Origin of the sequence: Achromobacter sp. NPDC008082, from assembly GCF_042957345.1 — a bacterium.
In the GTDB taxonomy this organism is placed as follows: Bacteria; Pseudomonadota; Gammaproteobacteria; order Burkholderiales; family Burkholderiaceae_B; genus Achromobacter; species Achromobacter kerstersii_A.
In genome coordinates, this window is sequence record NZ_JBIBIB010000006.1 from 369,174 (window position 1) to 388,473 (window position 19,300).

The window sequence follows — 19,300 nt, forward strand, 5'->3', positions numbered from 1 at the left end:
CAACGTCGCCGCAAAGAAAACCGGCAACAAAAGCGTTCGTGGAACGCAAAAAAGCCCGCTGCTTTCGCTGGCGGGCTTTTTGTGCGCACTTAGTCACAGTGACTAAGTGAGGTGAATATTAGCAGTGAAAATTCACCGTAGCAACTGTTTTTATGCGCACAGTCGTTTCGCTACCAAGACATCAGTGATGTACTCCATGGCCAACGCCTCGACGCCCTTGTTGCCATCCCCGCGAGCCCCGTTCTTTTCTTTTGTCGTGCGTGAGCCATGAAGCCATAACTTGATCTTGCCGTTGTGATTTGTCGCCGTGGCCACGCTGACTCCCGCGCGGTTGGCGGCATCAGACAGCATCACATCTTTGCCAAAGTAGCGAGCGACGATGGCATCCCGCAGGATGCGCGCAGTGGGATGCGCGGACAAGGCGTCTGAAGCCGCGGCGTCGGATACCTCACGCACTGCGGCGAGCCAGTCATGGCGGTCGACCGTGCCCTGGCAGCATTTGCAGCGGTCGGTGCGCGGTGAAAACCGCGCAACCAGAATCGCTTGATACAAGCGCGGCAGCTTTTGCACCGCCGCCAAAATAAGCCCCGCTTGCGCGGCGCCGTCCACGCCCCCTAAGCCCTTTCCCGATCCCGATGGCGCGCCTTGGGCCATGCGCGCCATGAGGGGCCTGTCGTAGATTTCATTGTGATGGTTATACGCAAACGTCAATGCCGAATGCGCCGAACTGAACAATGGCTCGGAGTCCGCTTGCGTAGGGGTCCATGCGGCCGCAACACCCGTACCTGCTGTACTCATCACTTGATCTCCCACCGCCGTTTTTGTCTTGCTCTGCGTCCCTTGTGCGCTAAATGCGCCGCCGTAAACTGCTGCGAATGTCATGCTCGCACTCCTCGATAACTTTCCCAATCGAACACCACCATCCTCCCTCCCCCTTCACGCATGCGGTCAAATGCACGTTCGCCCAAGTAAGTTTCCAACGGCTCGCGCGCCAGATTGCTAACCAGAATCGTCGGCTTCATCTGGTTGTATCGGGCGTTGAGAATGCTGAACATGAGCATGCGTTCCGTATCCGTTCCGTGCTGCACGCCGATCTCATCCAGCACCAGCAAGTCGGGCGCGGTCAGGCGCGCCATGGCGACGGTCTCCGTCACGGCAGAATCCTTTCTATAGGTGTCTTTGATGGAGCGAAGCGTGTCCAGCAGCACGGCGTATAACGCAGTAAAGCCGCCCGTGGTGACCTGGTGAATCGCGCCAATCGCCAGATGCGTCTTTCCCGTTCCCACTCCGCCGCAGAGGATCATGCCGCGTCCCGTCCTGCGCGCCTCGCCGAATCCGTTGGCGTAATCGCGAACCAAGCGCTGCGCAACTTCGGCCCGCTGATTTGTTGCGTTGAACGTGTCGATACGGCGATCAGAGAATCGCTCGGGAATGGCGGCGCGCCGCAACAGGGCGCGTTCCGACGCAAGCGCCTCTTGGCGCAGCAGCGCCTCGTGCTGGCGTTGCGCGTTGCACCGTGGACAATCGGACATGCCGACGGGCGTTTGCAGCGCTTGGTATTCGCCATGCATGGAGCAATGCCGCGACTGCGTGTCGAGACTAAAACCGGCCATCTTCTGAAACCCCGAAGCGGTAGTCTTGTTGATTGAAATTTCCATGGATCTGTCCTCCTAGCGGGTTTCCGTCCCGAGAGGGGCGGACATACAGTGACTTGCCGGTGTCACGCTGCGCGCGCGCCAGCCAACTGACAATGAATCGGTCTATGCCGCGTCGCGTCTTGCGCTGCGCTCGGTTAGCGTCCAGCCACGCTCGCATTCGAAGCAGCTCGCCAAGCACGTCAACAGCGGGAAATGCGGCGGTCCATTCCACGATTTGTTGAGGGGCAACTGCATGCTCGGCCCCATCCGCAAGCGGCAGCAGCGCCGCAACCGGCGACACCGCAGTACGAGTTGCGGACCACAACTTGAGTTCACCGTTTGCCGAACCCTCAGCAGACAAGTCCGTGTTTTGTCGGTTGTCTTTTGGAAGGTTGTCTTTTGTGTGTCCCGCATCGGGACTACCGGCCTGTCCGATGCTCGGACAAGGGGCGATTTCGGATTCGGACTCCTGTCCCGATGCGGGACGGCTTAGCCATTGCGAGAAATCGGTGTTGATTCCCACGACAGAGCCATATCGGCCAGGCCGCTTGTGAATGACGCGCATCGCCGCCAGCTCGTTCAACGCCGTGGTGATGTGCTGCCGCTTCATCTGGCCCAACAGCGAACCCAACTGCGATGCCGACAAGTCATCTTCCTTCTTGTTGAAACCAATCGTTTTACGCACAAGCGCCAGCAACACACGCAACGTGGTTTGCTTGAACGCATGCATCGTGATCGCCTCGAGCAGCTCGTTCGCGATCTGCGTATGGCCAGCGGGGCGTGTGTTTCGGTCTTCCAACGGGCTGATCTTCTGTCCGTCACTCATCTTTTGGTCCGATATTGTTCAGGCCGATCCAAATCCGGCCAGATAGTCCAGTAGTCTTCAGGGCGCAGCGCTGCGCGCGACACGCCCACTGCGAGCTCAATGCTTCGGCAGTGCTCGGGACGCAACGCGTTGGGGCTGTTCAGCCACTTATGGACATGGGGTTGGGTTTTGCCTAGCAGTCTTGCCAGAGCCGCTTGCGAACCTGCCAAGCGGATAGCTTCCTCAAGGGCCGGGCGTGACGGGTTTCTTGTTTTCATAACCAAATATATAACTAGAGTTATAATTCAGTCAATAACCCTGGTTCTTTGACCACCAACAACCACGGTTATAGGATGCCGCCATGAAAGCCACTACCTTCGCCTCCCGAGTCAAAGCACGCCGCGAGCATCTCAAGATCTCGCAGACAGAACTCGCCAAGCGAGTGGGCATTTCGCAAGTCGCAATCAAGAAGATCGAAGGGGGTGGTAACACCCGGCACGGCCGCTTGCTTGCGGATGCGTTGGGTGTGTCATTGGCTTATCTGGAGACCGGGCAGGAGCAAAGTCCGGTTGTGCAGGACTCCGTTTCTTCCGGCACGGGTCAAACCGCAAACGCCACCCCATCCGGATGGCCATTTCCTTCCGTGCCGGAATCGCTAGTTCGCTCGTTGCCCGGTGATCAGATCAAGCGCCTGGAAGGGGCGCTGTTGCTGGCGCTCGGCCAAATGGGCGTGCGCACCGCATCCAACTCCACGGCATCGCGTTCGGCTTCCGCGACTCGTGGGGGCGTCGCCAATATCGATCATGTGGAAGACCCGTTCCCAATGCAGCTGCGTGAGCCAATGCCGTGGGAAGGCGGGCGAACAACCTTCGCCGCGACGGATCTGCACGGACTGCGAATCAGCATGGCTGTGGATGTTGGTCATGTCGCAAATGCCGGTTACTCCGCAAACGACCAGGAATTCACGCCAGTACCCGAGCTGGATGTGCGCCTTGCCGCAGGCAGGCTTGGCATCGAGAATTATCACGAAACAGAGATAGGCGAACTGCTGCTCCGGCGCTCGTTCTTGCAATCATTCGGTTTGCCCATCGAGCGCATGAGAATCGTGTACGCCGACGGAGACAGCATGGAGCCGGTCATCCGGCATTGCGGGCCGATGCTTTTTTACGAAGACCCGGTAACGGACTTGCAGCAGATTCATCCTCGAACCATCTATGCCATCAACCATGGCGGCAAGATGATTGTGAAGTGCATCGTCCACGGCCGCGACGGAACGTGGCTGGCGCGTTCGCTGAATCCTGCACATGCTGATTTCGCTCTGCATGAACAGGACGGGCGCGAAGTGCGTATCGTCGGCCGAATTCTATGGTCTCCGTATGATCTTCGAAATGGCGTGGACCAGCGCTTGGTGTCGCGCTGATATTCGCACGCTGCGCCGTAGCCCCCTGAAGTGAACGACTTGTTCTATTGGCACCAGGCGCCAGTCCGGACCACTTGAAGGGCGCATCGTTCCCAGCACAAGATAGCGTGATGATCAGCGTTCACATCTTGGCGTTGATGAAGGCAGTCATCTCATGCGCGACGAATCGCATCGGCGCACACCGAATGCTGATTCCATAGGTGTCGAACTCGCCGTGATTTCGGGTGTGGGAAAGCCCCAGTCGGATTTGGCGAACAAGTTGAACAACGCGCGATGAACTGGAAATTATTATGGTTCGCGCAAAAGAAAAAAGCCGCTCTAGGCGGCTTTCTTCTAACAAATTCTTTGGGGTGGCTGATGGGGCTCGAACCCACGACAACCGGAATCACAATCCGGGACTCTACCAACTGAGCTACAGCCACCTCTGATACTGCTTTGAAGCACTACTTTTTTGTACTGCTTCCCCTTCACCGCCGCGCTTCAGAAAGAAGCTCAACAACGAAGAGGCCGAAGTATAGCACACTTTTTTGACGTGTCAAAAGCCCTGCCCCTAATTTTGCTTGCCTGACTTCGCCAGCTTGCTATCCTTCCGCTTGGCTCACCTTTGGAGGCCGGCTTTTTTGCCATCGCTATGGATCGCCTACACGCATTTTTGATCGATTACTGGCCTCATATCGTGTTCGCCATCAGCATCGTGGCGGGGTCGGGCGCGGCGGTGCATGCTGCGATGACCAAGCAGGATGTGCGCGCGGCCATCGGCTGGGTGGGGGTGGCGATGTTCTCGCCGCTGTTTGGCGCGCTGTTTTATTTTGTGGCGGGGATCAACCGTATCCGCAAGACCCGCGTGTCGCAGTTGCGCGACGAGGCGATGGTGGTGGATGCCGAGCAAGTTGAAACGCGGCCCGTGGATGTTGCGCCGATCTCGGGGCCGCAGTTCGCGTCGCTGAAGGTGCTGGGTGACCGGGTCAGCCGGTTCCGATTGCTGGGCGGCAATGCCGTGCAGCCGCTGGCGGGGGGGGATGAAACCTATCCGGCCATGCTGAAGGCCATACGCGATGCGCGTCATGCCATCGCGATGCAAAGCTACATCTTCGACAACGACTCCATCGGCCGAGAGCTGGCCGAGGCGCTGATTGAAGCGCACGCGCGCGGCGTACAGGTGCGGGTGTTGATTGACGCCATTGGCTCCAAATATTCGCGCCCGCCCATCGTGCGCATGCTCGCGCGCGGCGGGGTGCCCGTGGCGCGCTTCATGACAAATCCGCTGGGCGTGATGCGCATGCCGTATGCCAATCTGCGCAGCCACCGCAAGGTGCTGGTGATTGATGGGCGCGTGGGTTTCACCGGCGGCATGAATGTGCGGGCGGCCTTTGTCAGCGCGCTGTCGGGGGATGCCACCAACCGCGACACGCACTTTCGGGTGGAGGGGCCGATCGTGACGCAGCTGATGTCGGTGTTTGCGCATGACTGGAACTTCACCACGCACGAATCGCTGCCCGCCAAGCCCTGGTTCGATCCGCACGCCTTGCCGCCCACGGGCAACGTGCCGGTGCGCTGCGTGCCGTCCGGGCCGGACCGCGCGCTGGGCAGTTCGCACAATATGCTGCTGGGCGCGCTGGCGGTGGCGCAGCGCCATGTCCGCATTCAGTCGCCCTACTTCCTGCCCGACCAGACGCTGATTGGCGCGCTGGCCACTGCCGCGCGGCGCGGCATCGTGGTCGATATCGTCATTCCGGACAAGAACAATTTGCGGCTGGTGGACTACGCCATGTCGGCGCAGCTGGACCAGGTGGTGCGCACGGGCTGCCGCGTATGGCGCTCGCTGGGCGCGTTTGATCACTCGAAGCTGATGACGGTGGACGACGCGTGGGCCTACGCCGGTTCGTCGAACCTGGACCCGCGCAGCTTGCGGCTGAACTTCGAGCTGGACATCGAGATCTACGACCCGGCGGTAGCCTGCTGGATTGGCGGCCAGATCGACGGGCGCATCGCGCATTCAAAACGCGAGACGCTGGAAACGCTGACGCAGACGCCCTTCGCCAAACGGCTGCGCAACAAGATCATCTGGCTGGCGACGCCGTATCTGTAAGGCGGCTAGCGGCTCAGCCGTCCGACGCCGGCACCGCCGCGTGACGCACCGCGAACACCGCGTTGGCCTTCAACATCAACCGGCCGTCGGCTTTGAGCAGGCAGGTGGCGTAGATCAGCCGCTTGCCCTGCTTGTCCACCTGCACATGCGCTTCGAGCCAGTCACCGGGCTGCACGGCGTTCAGGTATTCCACCGACATCTGCACCGTGACGATCGACACGTGCGCCTGTTGCGCGATGGTGTAGCCCAGCGCGCTGTCGGCCAGTGTGGCGAGCAGGCCGCCATGCGCCATGCCGTGCATGTTCGTATGCGGCTCGCCGACGCGCAGCGCCATGACGCCGTCCGCCTCGCGCCGGTAAAAGGCGCCCAAGTCCGCCAGGTGCGTCATGAAGGGGCTGCTGGGCGTCCAGCGTTCAAAGCCCTCGGGGATGGAATCTGTCATGGCCGGGAAAGTAGCAAGTCTGATAGTGGATGATCGACAGTACCCCAAAGCGCAAACCGTTGGGCATCCCGCGCAGCAAGAGGTGACCGCACAGCGAACAAAGGCGCCAATTGCTGGACGCGCGAATCCGCCCGCCCCTGTGGCCTTCCCCGATGGCCTTCCCCAGTGGCCTTCATGTCGTCCGAGTTCTAAGAGTAAGATTTACGGCACAACAAACACCTACATGGCAGGAGCAGTGGAAGATGGCGAAAGTCGGCATGGTTGGAATCGGCCTTATGGGCCATGGCATTGCAAGCAATCTGGTGAAGCATGGTCATAGCCTGACCGTGTTGGAGCACCCGGGCAATCAGCCCCTGGATGCCCTGAAGGCCGCGGGCGCAACCAGCGTGACCACGGGCGCCGCGTTGGCCGCCCAAGCCGATGTGATCATTCTGTGCGTGACCGGCAGCCCGCAAGTCGAAGCCGTGCTGCTGTCCGAAGGCGGCGTGCTGGAAGGCCTGCGCGCCGGCACCGTTATCATCGATTGCTCGACCGCAATCCCGTCGTCGACCGTGAAGGTGGCGCAGGCCGTGACGGAATCCGGCGGCCGCTTCCTGGACGCGCCGATGACGCGTACGCCCAAGGAAGCCGCCGAAGGCCGGTTGAATCTGCTGGTGGGCGGTGACGCCGCCTTGTTCGAAGAATGCAAGCCGATCCTGGCCTGCTTTGCCGAGAACATCACGCATGCCGGCCCCGTGGGCGCCGGCCACCGCATGAAGCTGCTGCACAACTACGTGTCGCTGGGGGTTGTCGCCCTGCTGTCCGAAGCGGCGGCGTGCGCACTGCGTTCCGATATTGATCCCGCGGTGTTTGCCGATGTGCTCAGCAAGGGCGGCGGCGGCGGCGTGGCGCTGGAACGCATCAAGCCCTATCTGCTGGAACAGGACCCGTCGTCGCTGCGTTTCTTCATGTCGAATGCGCAGAAGGACCTGTCCTACTACAACACCATGGCGGCCGAGGCGGGCGCTGTGCGCGAAATCGGCGCGGCCGTACAGCACACGTTCGACCAGGCCGTGACGCAAGGCGGCGGTGACCGCTATGTGCCTGAGCTGGTGTCGTTGCTGAAAGACCGCTAAGCCACCCGCAACGCGCGTTCGGTAAACGACTTACGGCTGCCGGCGTACGCGCTATCGGTTAATGGCTTACGGCTGCCGGCGTACGCGCTATCGGTTAACGGCTTACGGCTGCCGGCGCACGCGCTAATCCGCGCCCCGGCAGCCGCAGCGAAATCGCCGCCGCCAGCAGCAGCAACACGCCCGCCGATCCGAAGGCGACCCAATGCGTGTGGAACGTGTCGAAAGCCCAGCCGCCCAGCCACGAACTGATCATGCCGCCGACCTGGTGGCCCAGATACGTCAGCCCGTACAGCACGCCAACCAATCGGATGCCGTAAACATCCGCCAGAATCGCCGAGGACAAGGCGATGCTGCCCGCCCACACGATGCCGCCGATGGTGGCCGCGGCGTAGAGCTCCCAGTGCGCGCCCACCATGACCAGCGCAAAGAATCCCAAGCCCCGCACCAGATAGATGGCGGCCAGGATGTTGCGCCGTTCGACCTGGTCCGACATGCGCCCCAGCACCAGCGTGCTGAAGATGGCGACCAAGCCAATCAAGCCGATACCCAGCGAACTCGTCGTGGCGTCAAAGCCGTGGTCCATCAGCATCGGCATGCCGTGCGTGCCCAGCAGATTCATGCTGTAGCCACAGGCGAACAGGCCAAGCGCCACCTGCCAGAACGGCAGCGTGCGCAAGGCATTGCGCACGTTGGGCGCAGGCGCCTTGGCTGTGGGCTTGGCGGCGGACTTGCCTTCGATGATCTGGTGCGGCAGCAGGTCGGTGTGCTCGGGTGCGGTGTCGCGCATCACGAAGAGCGCGACGGGCACCGTCAGCAAGGCGAACAGCACCGAAAAGGCCAGCAGCGTTTCCTTCCAGCCCACCGCCGCGATGGCGAACGTGAGCGTCGGCGTCATCAGCGCGATGCCCGCCATCGAACCCGTGGACAAAAAGAACAGCGCCATGCCGCGCTGGCGGGTGAACCAGCGGCTGATCACCGGGGTCAGCGCAACGGGGCTGGTGAAGGCCAGGCCGACCGATAGCGCCACGCCGAACGACAGCAGGAATTCAAGAGGGCCGCGCGCAAAGACCGTCCATAGCGAAGACGCCACGACGATGGCGGTGCCGGTCAGCAGCACGAAGCGCGTGCCGCGCGTGCTGACCAGGTAGCCGGCCAGCGGCATGGCCAGGCCGTAGCACAGCATGCCCACCGCGACGATGCCCGACAGCAGGCTGCGCGAAAATCCCAGCCCGTCCGCCATGGGCAGGAAAAACGGCCCGATGCCCATGCGCAGGCCAACCGTCAACAGGGTAAGCACCGCGGCGGCGCCGACGATGTTCCAGCCGAAATACCAGCCGGCCGACTCTTGCTTGTCCAAGTCCTTCTCCTCGATGTCTTCTTATGGCCGCTTGCGCGCCAAGGCTTACAGACACCGCAAGGAAAGCGCGGAGGGACTCCGCTATCGACACGGGTGGGAAGGGCGAGGCGTGGATCGGCGTGTTCTAGCCGGAGGCTGATTGGCCGTCCGACGCGACATATTACTCCTGGCTATAAAGCTCGCATGCGCCAGGAATTAAAAACTGTCCGATCTCCGGGCACTCACGCAGGCCGCCGCGCGAGTGCTTCAGCGCAGCACGTTGCGCGAGTCCTTCAGCGCAGGACGCCGCGTGAGCCCTTCAGCGCAGCATGTTGCGCGATTCCATCAGCGCACCACGCCGCATGAGTCCTTCACCGCAGCACGTTGCGCACGAAGCGCAGACGCTGCGCCTCGCGGCAGAAAGAAATCCGTCGCGCCGAAGGGGAAACAAGCCGTGGGCGGCTCGGCCTGAAACCGAGTCAGCCCGCCTGTTCCAGAAACGCTTGCAAGGCGGGTACGGTGTTCAGCACGTGCTGGCGCATGGCGGCCTCGCAGCGCGCGGGGTCGCGGGTCTTTAACGCGTCGATCAGTTCCTGGTGCGACTCGCGCACGCGCAACACGCGCCCGGGTTGCGCGGCCCACAAGCGCATATAGGGCTCCACCACGGAATGCAGTTCCGAGAGCTGGCCCAGCAAGCGCGGCTGCTGACAGAAGCTGCACAGGTATTCGTGAAATTCGCGGTGGGCGGTGGTCCAGTCCAGATCTTCGCCCGAGCCCTGGTCCAGTTGCTCCAGCATGTTCGTCAAGCGACGGATATGCTCGGCGTTCATGTGCAGCACGGCGTTGCGCATAGCCAGCCCTTCCAGCACCGAGCGCATCTCGAACACTTCCAGCATCTCTTGCTGGTTCAAACCGCGCACGACCGCGCTGCGGTTCGCGCGAATTTCCACCAGCCCTTCCGATGCCAGCCGGCGCAATGCGGCGCGCACAGGCATGCGGCTCGTGCCGATCTCGGTGGCGACAACATCCGGCACCAGGCGCTGGCCCGGGGCATAGTTGCCCAGCCGGATTTCGCGTTGCAGGTGCAGGTACGCCTCGTCTTCGGCGCTGATCGCTGTCTTTTGAAATTGCAGCATTGTCGTTCCCGGGCTTGGAAAGCCGCCATGATAGATAAACGCAAAAATAACACAAACTGGATACAGTTATCCATGGATGCAAATACCAATGGTTCGAGGAGGCCTGCTCCCGTCTAATTCCCTCCGAAGGGCGTCGTCATGCGCCCTCATAACAGGGGAATCCATGAAATTTCGTCTTATCCGGACGCTGGCGGGCCTAGCCGCCGTGGCCTTCGCGGCCCAGGCCGGCGCACAAGCCAGCGCCCAAGCCGCCACCCCGGCCACCGATTGGCCGCAGCATCCCGTGCGTATCGTTGTGCCCTTCCAGGCTGGCTCCGCCACCGACCTGATCTCGCGCCAGCTGGGCGCCGCGCTGGCCACTGAACTGGGCCAGCCTTTCGTCGTCGAAGCCCGTCCGGGCGCGGCGGCCGCCATTGGCAGCGCCTCGGTGGCGCGTTCGGCGCCCGACGGCTACACGCTGTTGATGGGCGGCCCCGCTGCTGTCGTCACGAACCGCTTCCTGCAAAAACGCCTGGCCTATGACCCCGACGCCTTCGCGCTGGTGTCGATGGTGGCCTATACGCCGAACATTCTGCTGGCCAACCCGCAGCAGCCGTTCAAGACGCTGCCCGAAATGGTGGCCTATGCCCGCGCCAATCCGGGCAAGCTGACCTATGCCTCGTTCGGCACCGGCACCACCTCGCACATGGCGGGGGAAATGCTGAAGTCGATTGCCGGCATCGACATCCTGCACGTGCCGTACAAGGGCGCGGGCGAAGCCATTCCGGCGTTGCTGTCGGGACAGGTGTCCATGTACTTCGACACCATCATGACCGGTCTGCCGCAGGTCAAGAGCGGTTCGTTGCTGGCGCTGGGCATGTCGAACTCGCAGCGTTCGGCGCTGGCGCCGGACATCCCCACCATCGCCGAACAAGGCTACGCCGGCTACGACATCGCCCCGTGGTACGGTCTGGTCGCGCCTGAAGGCACGCCGGCCCCGATCCTCGACAAGCTCAACCGCGCCGTGAACAAGGTGCTGGCCGACCCGGCATTGCGCGGTAAGCTCGCCGAAGCAGGCGCCGAGCCGCGTGGCGGCAGCCGTGAGGAATTCGCCGCCTTCATCAAGGCCGAAATTCCGCGCACCAAGCAGTTGATCGATCAAGCCGGCATCACGCCGCAGTAATCCTATTCACACGTTTCCAGCATCCATGTCCTCCTCCTTCGATTGGTCTTTTCCGTACGCTTCCCGAAAAATGCCGGTCCTGGCCGCCAACGCGGTCGCGACCAGCCAGCCGCTGGCTGCGCAGGCGGGGCTACGCATGCTGCTGGCCGGTGGCAATGCCGTTGATAGCGCCATTGCCACCGCGATTGCTCTGACCGTCGTCGAGCCTGTCATGAACGGAATCGGCGGCGACATGTTCGCGCTTGTCTGGCATGACGGCCGCCTGCATGGCTTGAACTCCAGCGGCTGCGCGCCGGCCGCGTGGACGCCCGAATTCTTCAACGGCCGCGACGCCATGCCCGGCACCGGCTGGGGCACCGTCACCGTGCCAGGCCAAGTCGCAGGCTGGAAGGCCTTGTCGGAACGCTTTGGCAAGCTGCCCTTCGCCAAGCTGTTCGAACCCGCCATTGCCTACGCCGAAGAAGGCTTCGCCGTATCGCCCACCATTGCGCGCCAATGGGCCACGCAAGCGCCCAAGCTGGCTCACGAACCCGGGTTTGCCGATGCGTTCCTGCCGCAAGGCCGCGCCCCGCAAGCGGGCGAATGGTGGCGCTTTCCGGCGCAGGCCAAGACGCTGCGCGATATCGCCGAAACGGGCGGCGACAGCTTTTACCGCGGCGAACTCGCCCACAAGATCACCGACTTCGCCAGCAAGACAGGCGGCGCGCTTAGCGCCGCGGACCTGGCCGAGCACCGCCCGGAATGGGTCGCGCCCATTTCGCAATCATTCCGCGACGTCGAGTTGCATGAAATCCCGCCAAACGGCCAGGGCATTTCCGCGCTGATGGCGCTGGGCATGCTGGAACAGTTCGACCTGGAAGGCATGGGCCGCGACAGCGCTGACTACTACCACGTCAGCATCGAAGCCATGAAGCTGGCGTTCGCCGACCTGCACCATCACGTCGCCGACCCGCGCCACATGCGCACCGATGCTCGCGCCCTGCTCGACCGCGCCTATCTGGCCGAGCGCGCGCGCCTGATTTCCATGGACCGCGCCAGCGTCCCCACCGCAGGCACGCCCGCCACGGGCGGCACCGTCTACCTGACCACGGCCGATGCCAACGGCACCATGGTGTCGTTCATTCAATCGAACTATCACGGCTTTGGCTCCGGCGTGGTGGTGCCTGACACGGGCATCAGCCTGCACAACCGTGGCCTGAATTTCGTGCTGACGCCCGGCCACGCCAACCAGGTCGCGCCGCGCAAAAAGCCCATGCACACGATCATCCCCGCGTTCGTCACGCGTGGCGGTGAGCCGCTGATGTCGTTTGGGGTGATGGGCGGATCGATGCAGGCGCAAGGCCATCTGCAAATGGTCACGCGGCTGGCGGCGTTTGGCCAGAACCCGCAGGCGATGAGCGACGCGCCGCGCTTCCGCGTGGAAAAGGGCCCGGTCGTGAATGTGGAATCGCACCTGCCGGCGGATGTGGTCGAGGCCTTGCGCGCACGCGGCCACAACGTGGCCGTGGCGCCTGCCGACAGCCTGGAATTTGGCTCGGCGCAATTGATTTGCCGTTTGCCTCAGGGCGGTTATGTCGCGGCGTCGGACTCGCGCCGCGATGGCCAGGCGGTGGGCTTCTAAGCCATCGGGGCGGTCAAATGCGGTTCCAGACGCGCTCGTCCATGCGCGGGATCATTGATAGCCCGCCATCGCCCGTTTGAATTTGCGCAGCGTCGGCGCCGTACTTGATCAAGTCGGCGTCGCGTTCGATTCCCAGCTTGCGCATGGCGCTACGCTTTTGCGAACTGACCGTCTGCACGCTGCGATGCGACATCTGAGATATTTCGGTCACGGTGGCGCCGGCGCAAAACAGCCGAACGATTTCGGCTTCGCGCTTGGTCAGGCGCGCGCGCCCCAATGCAAACGCCTGATTCACGATCATGTCCTTGATCGTGGGCGAATAATAGGTGCGCCCCTGGTACATGGCGTGCACCGCATTGATGATGTGGCTGGTTGAATCCGATTTGCTGAGCACGCACAAATTTTCATACGCCAGCAAGGCGCGGATCAGCGTGGGGTTGTCGATCATGGTCAACACCGCTACGCGCAAAGCGGGATAGCGCCGGCGCAAGAGGGCAATCAGGCCCAGGCCGTCGCCGTATTTTCCGCCTGGCATGGTGTAATCGGAAACCACCACGTCGCAATGCTGCGTTTCCAGCCGCGCGATCAGGTCGGTGGAATTTTCCGCGCAGCCGATGACATCGATGGCGGGATCAAGGCCCAATTCATAACTGACGCCCAGCGCAACGGCGGGATGGTCGTCTGCGACGATGACACGAATATATCGGGACGACATTGTTGCATTCCCCTCTTCCACATTGGGACTCCCCGGGCAACATACTCGTTCTCGCGCAATGTCGACGATCGGCGAAAACGAGGTTTCTCATTTATCGGATGATACTCATGGGTGCTTCGTCGGTGTCAAACCACTTGAGCGATAGACCGATATAGTGCTGCCGTACACCTAATAAACAAATAGGAAGAATACGAAAGTGCCAGTTTTGAGCCGTCGCCGCGCATAAGTCAGACGTAATCCTAATACGCCTCAGACCAATCCCACAGACGCCGCCTGCCTTTTGGCGCATATTGTCTGATCCCGCGTACCGGCACTCAGGACGCTACCCAGGCCCATGAAAAAAAAAGACCGATTGGACGCCGGGACGTCCTCCTCCAGATCCCCCGCGCTTGCCCTAGACCAAAACCAAGACCCCTACCAAGACTCAGATCCAAACCCCCACATGGCCTTACCTGACGTGCCGGCGTTTGTGCTGCCCCCCCAGCCCGAAGACCGCGAACGCCGCCATGAACAACGCGTACGCACCATCAGTGACTTGACCGGCGCCGACCCCTCGCGCATCCGCACGCTGGCCAGCGCATTCGTCAAAGCCAACGACGTCGACCTCCAACAGTTGCGCCGGCTTCATGACAATGGCGACCGCCTGGCGTTGCGCCAGCTGGCCCACCGCATCAAAGGCGCCGCACAAATGACGGGCGACGCGCAACTGATTGCGCACTGCGCCGAACTCGGCGCGGCGTGCCTGGACCCCAAGGCCTCGCCCTTCGCGCTGACCGTCTGCGTTCGCAACATGGAAAACGCCATGCGCGAATTCGGCGAATCCTGCCAGCGCATGGCGCAGGATGCCGCCGCACCGCCCGCCTGAAGCGCGACGATTCGCGTTTCAGACACAAATCGGAATCGTCAACCGCAGAATTCGTACTCTTCATAGGGCTTCATTCCTGCCCGTTTCGTATATTGGCCGCTTGCATCGCGTGGCCCGATGCCGCTGGGCCACGCCACGTCTCTGACGCCCGTACGCGCCGCCTTAGCGCCTGCGGCTCCCGCGCCCCACCCGGACAGCCCTCATGACATTACGACCCGGCGGCGCTCGCAGCATGGCGCTTGCTAAGACGTTCCGCACGCGCTTTCGGCACGTTAGCCTCATGCCCAACCCGGCCGCCTGCCTGGCGCTGCTGTTCGCCCAACCCGCTTGGGCGCAGGCGCCAGACGCCGGCCGCTCGATCCGCGACCTGGAATCCACCATTCCGGCCCCGCCGCCCGCCGCCCCCGCCCCGGCGCTTGATCTGCGTGAGCCCAGCGCGCCCACAAGCCCTGGCGCCGACCACGTCGCCCCTGTCGCCCCTGTCGCCTCCGTCGCCGTGCAGGGCTTCCAACTGGACGGCAACCGCGTGTACGACAACGTGACCTTGCAGGCGTTGCTGCTCGACCTGGTCGGCTCCGAGCAAGACTTGAACGGCCTGCGCAGCGCCGCCGCGCGCCTCACGGCCCACTATCAGCGCGGCGGTTATCCGCTGGCGCGCGCCTACCTGCCCGCGCAGGAAATTCAGAACGGCATCGTGCGGATCAGCGTGTTGGAAGGGGTGTATGGGCAAGTGGTTCTGAACAACGCCTCACGCACCCGCAACCGCGTGCTGCAACCCGCCCTGGATGCCTTGCATCGCGGCGATGCGGTACAGGGCGCCGAGCTCGACCGAGCGCTGCTCGCGTTGAACGACATCCCCGGCGTCATCGCCAAAGGCACCTTGCGCGCAGGCGCGGTGACGGGGGCCACCGACCTGATCGTCAATGCGGAATCGGGCCCGTGGATTTCCGGCAGCATTGACGCCGACAACTACGGCGGCGTCTACACCGGGCAATACCGGCTGAGCGCAGCGGCCAACATCAACAGCCCCTTGACGCTGGGCGACCAGCTTGATGTGCGCCTGCTCTCAAGCGACCGCGAACAGCGCTACTACCACGCCGACTACTCCCTGCCGCTAGGCCCCTGGTCCACACGCGTGGGCGCCGGCATGTCGGCCATGCGTTATGAATTGGGCCGGGAATTCAACTACCTGGACGCGCACGGGCGCGCCGACACCGCCACCGTCTATATCAGGCAAAGCGTGTTGCGCAGTCGGGACGCCACCGTGCAGGCCACGCTGCAATACGAACACAAGCGCTTGCAAGACGACTACGACGCCGTGGACTACACGCGCGCGCATCGCGTCGGCTTGTGGACAGCCGCGCTGAACGCCAGCGCCAACGATCACTTTCTGGGAGGCGGGCGCAACGCCGCCTATCTGAGTTATTCCCGGGGCAACCTGCGCTTTGGCGATAAGGCCCTGCGCGATGAAGACCGGCGCTTCAAACACGCGGGCGGCGGGTTCGGCGTGGTCAATGCCAGCCTGGGTCGCTTGCAGCATGTGGCGGGCCACGTGCAGTTCTATGGCCGCCTGCGTGCGCAATGGTCCAGCAAGAACCTGAACAGTTCAGAAAAATTCAGCCTGGGCGGGCCGTACGGCGTGCGCGCGTTTGTTCCCGGCGCAGCCAGCGGCGACCAAGGCTGGCAGGCAACAGGCGAGCTGCGCTATCTGCCCCTACCGGGCGTGCAGCTATCGGCCTTCCTCGATACTGGTTCGGTAGAGGCCGATAAGCGCAGCTGGGCAAACGAACGCAACCGCCAATCCTTGACCGCCTTTGGCTTCGGCATTGCGCATGCCGGGCCTGCGCATTTGATCAACGTCAGCGCCGCCTGGCCTTTGCAGCAAAGCATGGCGCGCACCGCGACCGATCACGAGCCACGCTTCTGGGTGCAAGCCACCCGGTATTTCTAAGCGGCGTGGTGCGCTACGGGGGTGCGCTACGGTGGTGCGCTACGGGGGTGCGCTACACCAGGTTCTTCGCGCGCGGATCGTGCTTGCCCAAGCGGGTCAGCAGATGATCCACTTCGGCCTTCGCCGCGGGCGTCAACGCGCCGCCCGGACGGCGTTGCGCCGCGCTGGACAAGATGCCACGGCGCATCATCACGTACTTGCGCACGGCCAGGCCCACGCCCGGCTGCTGTTCGTAGCGCAACAGCGGCAAGTGCGCGTCGAACAAGTCATGCGCGGCTTCTGTTTTGCCTTCGCCCACCCATTTGACGAAGTCGCACAGCATGTCGGGGAAGCAATAGCCGGTGTTGGCGCCGTCCGCGCCGCGCGCCATTTCGTAATCCAGGAACAGGCCGTTGTTGCCGCACAGGATCGAGATGTGGCGCATGGCGCCTTCGGCTTCGAAGCGGCGCAGCGCCGAAATCTTTTCCAGGCCGGGCCAGTCTTCGTGCTTGAGCATCACGCACGAGGCCAGGTCCGTGACGATGCGGCGGATGACCGACGGCGCCATCTGCACCGAGAACGTCAGCGGATAGTCTTGCAGCACAAACGGCACGTCATCGCCAATGGCCTCGACCGCCTGGTGGTAATACGTGACGATCTGGTCATCCGTGCGCAAAGTGTTGGGGGGCGCAATCATCACGCCAGCGGCTCCCCGGTCCATCACTTCGCGCGTCAGCGAGCGCATGGACGCAAAGCCCGGCGCCGACACGCCCACCACGATGGGCATGCCGCCAGCCTTGCCGATCACCTGCGAGGCGATGTCCAGCGATTCCTTGAAGTCCAGCTTGGGCGCTTCGCCCAATTGGCCCAGCACCGTCAGGCCGGTCGCGCCGCACGCTTGGTAGAAATCCATCATGCGGTCGATGGACGCGTGGTCCACCGCGCCGTCGTCAAAGAACGGCGTGGGCGCAATGGGGAACACGCCCTTGGCGTCAGCAGTCAGTTTCATTTTCAACATCCTTCAATGGCTGTGCGGCGATTGGCCGCGATGGCGTTCAGATACTGGCGATCAGGCCGCCGTCCACGCGGATCGTCGATCCGGTGATGTAGCTGGCGCGCGTGCTGGCCAGAAACGCCACCGCGTCACCGTATTCCTTGGGGTCGCCATAGCGTCCCACCGGAATCGTGCCGGTGCTTTCGCGGCTGACGTCTTCCACGCTGCGCCCTTCGCGCTTGGCGCGCGCCTCGTCCAGGAACGTGATGCGGGCGGTGGCGATGCGGCCCGGCAGCACGATGTTTGACGTGATGCCGTCCTTGCCGACTTCGCGCGCCAGCGTTTTGGACCAGCCCACCAGCGACATGCGCAGCGCGTTTGAAATACCCAGATTGGCGATGGGCGCGATCACGCCCGACGACGTGCTGGTGATGATGCGGCCCCACTGCCGTTCACGCATGCCGGGCAGCACGCGGTCGGTCAGCTTGATGACGGACAGCACCATGCCTTCGAAGTGCTCGCGCCACAGATCGGCCGCTTGGCCCGAGGACGGCGTGGGCGGCGGGCCGCCCGTGTTGTTGACCAGAATGTCGACCGCGCCCACGTTGGCTTCAATCCACGCGACCTGGCTGTCGATGGCGTCAAGCGCGCGCAAATCCCATTGCATGGCCACCGCCGTCAGGCCGTCTGCGCGGAGCTTGTCCGCCGTGGCCGTGGCGGCCTCGAGGTTCAGGTCAGCCACCACCACCTTGGCGCCTTCTTGCGCCAGCGACGCCGCAATCGCGCTGCCCAGCCCGCCGCCCCCGCCCAGCACCAGCGCCGTCTTGTTCTTGATACCCAGATCCATCGTTGTCTCCTGAAGTCAGACCCGAACCCACTGGAACGGGCAAGCCATTGCGCGTTGCCGCTGTGCATTGCCGCTGTGCATTGCCGTCGCGCTTGCTTTCGACTTATTTTCAGCCAGATCCCACCCGCATGAAAAACGGAAAAACCTCATGCAGATCATTCGTTTTATGAATGACCTTTACCCGCGACGCTTGATGAAGCTCAAGATATTTCTGCTACGCGCGGTATATTGACCCGTTCCCATTCATGTAGTCACAGAATGAATCCGCGCCGCCTGACTCCCTCCATGTCGCTGCTGCTAGCCTTCGAGGCCAGCGCCCGCCATCTGAGCTTTACCCGCGCCGCGACGGAGCTCGCGCTGACCCAAAGCGCCGTCAGCCGGCAGGTGCAAGCGCTGGAGGATCTGCTGGAAGTGGCGCTGTTCCGGCGCGAGAAGCGGCGCATTCTGCTCACCGAAGCCGGCATGCGGTATCAGAAGGAACTGGAGGCCGCGCTACAGCGCATCCGCAGCGCGTCGCTGCAAGCGATCTCGCACCGTACCGGCCGCGGCGACATTCATCTGGCCGCGCTGCCCACCTTTACCGCCAAGTGGCTGATGCCCCGGCTGAACCGTTTCTACGCACGGCATCCGGGCATACTTGTCCATCTGCATTCGCGCGTGACCCGGTTCGATCTGGAGCTGGCCGGCATTGACGCCGTGATCGCCGTGGGTGACGGCGACTGGCCGGGTCTGACTCCGTATCGCTTGATGGATGAATACGTCATTCCGGTCATCAGCCCCGAGCTGGCCGTCAGCCACCCGACGCGCCAACCGTCGGACCTGGCGCAACACAGCCTGCTGCAAGTGGCCGCCCGCCCGGCAGTGTGGCAGCGCTGGTTTGAAGCGCACAAGCTGCCCGTGCGTTCGATGCGCTGGGGCGCGCAGTTCGAGCTGACCACCCATTTGATTCAGGCGGTGGCCTCGGGCATCGGCATCGGCTTGCTGCCGACATTCCTGGTGGAAGACGAGCTGCGGCAAGGCGTGCTGGCGCCCGCACTGGATGAGGAATTCAGCACCGGCGCGGGCTATTACTTTTTGGCGCCGCCCGAAAAATTGGCCACCTGCCCCGTCTCGGCGTTTCGCGACTGGCTGCTGGAAGAAAGCGGGCAGGCGGGCAGCTGACGGGATCTTTTGGGGATGGTATCGG

General features: G+C 63.0%; 18 protein-coding genes and 1 tRNA gene. 8 read left to right on the forward strand and 11 right to left on the reverse strand.

From position 1 onward, the window contains the following. Positions 1 to 150 precede the first annotated feature (150 nt). From ACFZAI_RS25285 to ACFZAI_RS25300, 4 genes are read right to left on the reverse strand one after another with little or no spacing between them, the layout of a single operon-like run. Complete coding sequence (locus ACFZAI_RS25285) at positions 151 to 882, reverse strand: hypothetical protein (RefSeq protein WP_391569511.1); 732 nt, start codon at positions 880 to 882, stop codon at positions 151 to 153. Then, positions 879 to 1,658 carry an ATP-binding protein gene (locus ACFZAI_RS25290; protein WP_391569512.1) on the reverse strand — a complete coding sequence of 260 codons (780 nt, stop codon included), beginning with the start codon at positions 1,656 to 1,658 and terminating at the stop codon, positions 879 to 881. The genes ACFZAI_RS25285 and ACFZAI_RS25290 overlap by 4 nt, the downstream gene beginning before the upstream one ends. After that, positions 1,600 to 2,463: a replication protein gene (locus tag ACFZAI_RS25295; RefSeq protein WP_391569513.1), complete on the reverse strand. Its 864-nt coding sequence runs from the start codon at positions 2,461 to 2,463 to the stop codon at positions 1,600 to 1,602. The genes ACFZAI_RS25290 and ACFZAI_RS25295 overlap by 59 nt, the downstream gene beginning before the upstream one ends. Continuing rightward, on the reverse strand, positions 2,460 to 2,720 hold the full coding sequence (locus ACFZAI_RS25300; protein WP_391569514.1) for a transcriptional regulator: 261 nt from the start codon (positions 2,718 to 2,720) through the stop codon (positions 2,460 to 2,462). Before ACFZAI_RS25300 ends, ACFZAI_RS25295 begins: the two co-directional genes overlap by 4 nt. An 83-nt stretch (positions 2,721 to 2,803) precedes the next feature. Between ACFZAI_RS25300 and ACFZAI_RS25305 the strand changes: the two genes are divergently transcribed. Continuing rightward, on the forward strand, positions 2,804 to 3,862 hold the full coding sequence (locus ACFZAI_RS25305) for an XRE family transcriptional regulator (RefSeq protein WP_391569515.1): 1,059 nt from the start codon (positions 2,804 to 2,806) through the stop codon (positions 3,860 to 3,862). Positions 3,863 to 4,208: 346 nt separating this feature from the next. On the opposite strand, the gene ACFZAI_RS25310 is transcribed toward ACFZAI_RS25305, so the two are convergent. Further along, positions 4,209 to 4,284 (reverse strand) — tRNA-His (locus ACFZAI_RS25310). Between the two features lie 209 nt (positions 4,285 to 4,493). Between ACFZAI_RS25310 and cls the strand changes: the two genes are divergently transcribed. Continuing rightward, positions 4,494 to 5,951: a cardiolipin synthase gene (gene cls, locus ACFZAI_RS25315; protein ID WP_391569516.1), complete on the forward strand. Its 1,458-nt coding sequence runs from the start codon at positions 4,494 to 4,496 to the stop codon at positions 5,949 to 5,951. 13 nt (positions 5,952 to 5,964) lie between these two features. Here the strand turns inward: cls and ACFZAI_RS25320 are convergent, their stop codons facing one another. Beyond that, positions 5,965 to 6,393, reverse strand: a complete 429-nt coding sequence (locus ACFZAI_RS25320) for a PaaI family thioesterase (protein WP_391569517.1) — start codon at positions 6,391 to 6,393, stop codon at positions 5,965 to 5,967. Between the two features lie 242 nt (positions 6,394 to 6,635). Here ACFZAI_RS25320 and ACFZAI_RS25325 point away from each other — a divergent pair, with 242 nt between their 5' ends. Further along, the gene (locus ACFZAI_RS25325; protein WP_342066967.1) at positions 6,636 to 7,508 is read left to right on the forward strand and encodes an NAD(P)-dependent oxidoreductase; all 873 of its coding nucleotides are present in this window, start codon (positions 6,636 to 6,638) and stop codon (positions 7,506 to 7,508) included. A 94-nt stretch (positions 7,509 to 7,602) separates the two neighbouring features. Here the strand turns inward: ACFZAI_RS25325 and ACFZAI_RS25330 are convergent, their stop codons facing one another. Further along, positions 7,603 to 8,865 carry an MFS transporter gene (locus ACFZAI_RS25330; RefSeq protein ID WP_391569518.1) on the reverse strand — a complete coding sequence of 421 codons (1,263 nt, stop codon included), beginning with the start codon at positions 8,863 to 8,865 and terminating at the stop codon, positions 7,603 to 7,605. Positions 8,866 to 9,323: 458 nt separating this feature from the next. Next, complete coding sequence (locus tag ACFZAI_RS25335) at positions 9,324 to 9,980, reverse strand: GntR family transcriptional regulator (RefSeq protein ID WP_391569519.1); 657 nt, start codon at positions 9,978 to 9,980, stop codon at positions 9,324 to 9,326. A 163-nt stretch (positions 9,981 to 10,143) separates the two neighbouring features. Between ACFZAI_RS25335 and ACFZAI_RS25340 the strand changes: the two genes are divergently transcribed. Both ACFZAI_RS25340 and ggt read left to right on the forward strand, forming a co-directional pair. Next, positions 10,144 to 11,142: a Bug family tripartite tricarboxylate transporter substrate binding protein gene (locus ACFZAI_RS25340; RefSeq protein ID WP_391569520.1), complete on the forward strand. Its 999-nt coding sequence runs from the start codon at positions 10,144 to 10,146 to the stop codon at positions 11,140 to 11,142. A 25-nt stretch (positions 11,143 to 11,167) separates the two neighbouring features. After that, entirely contained in the window at positions 11,168 to 12,763 is a 1,596-nt protein-coding gene (ggt, locus tag ACFZAI_RS25345) for a gamma-glutamyltransferase (protein WP_391569521.1), read from the forward strand. Positions 12,764 to 12,776: 13 nt separating this feature from the next. On the opposite strand, the gene ACFZAI_RS25350 is transcribed toward ggt, so the two are convergent. Then, positions 12,777 to 13,478 carry a response regulator gene (locus ACFZAI_RS25350; protein WP_391569523.1) on the reverse strand — a complete coding sequence of 234 codons (702 nt, stop codon included), beginning with the start codon at positions 13,476 to 13,478 and terminating at the stop codon, positions 12,777 to 12,779. Positions 13,479 to 13,920: 442 nt separating this feature from the next. On the opposite strand from ACFZAI_RS25350, the gene ACFZAI_RS25355 reads away from it, so the two are divergent. Both ACFZAI_RS25355 and ACFZAI_RS25360 read left to right on the forward strand, forming a co-directional pair. Then, positions 13,921 to 14,343 carry an Hpt domain-containing protein gene (locus tag ACFZAI_RS25355; RefSeq protein WP_391569524.1) on the forward strand — a complete coding sequence of 141 codons (423 nt, stop codon included), beginning with the start codon at positions 13,921 to 13,923 and terminating at the stop codon, positions 14,341 to 14,343. A gap of 202 nt (positions 14,344 to 14,545) precedes the next feature. Beyond that, a complete protein-coding gene (locus ACFZAI_RS25360; protein WP_391569525.1) occupies positions 14,546 to 16,294 on the forward strand; it encodes a ShlB/FhaC/HecB family hemolysin secretion/activation protein in 1,749 nt (582 codons plus the stop codon). Positions 16,295 to 16,346: 52 nt separating this feature from the next. Here the strand turns inward: ACFZAI_RS25360 and ACFZAI_RS25365 are convergent, their stop codons facing one another. Together ACFZAI_RS25365 and ACFZAI_RS25370 are read right to left on the reverse strand one after the other, a co-directional pair. Then, positions 16,347 to 17,282, reverse strand: coding sequence for a dihydrodipicolinate synthase family protein (locus ACFZAI_RS25365; protein ID WP_175171199.1), 936 nt, complete (start codon positions 17,280 to 17,282; stop codon positions 16,347 to 16,349). Positions 17,283 to 17,328: 46 nt separating this feature from the next. Then, entirely contained in the window at positions 17,329 to 18,114 is a 786-nt protein-coding gene (locus ACFZAI_RS25370; RefSeq protein ID WP_391569526.1) for an SDR family oxidoreductase, read from the reverse strand. Between the two features lie 285 nt (positions 18,115 to 18,399). Between ACFZAI_RS25370 and ACFZAI_RS25375 the strand changes: the two genes are divergently transcribed. After that, positions 18,400 to 19,275 (forward strand): LysR substrate-binding domain-containing protein, encoded by an 876-nt coding sequence (locus ACFZAI_RS25375; RefSeq protein WP_391569527.1) that lies wholly within the window; start codon positions 18,400 to 18,402, stop codon positions 19,273 to 19,275. The last annotated feature ends 25 nt before the right edge of the window (positions 19,276 to 19,300 follow it).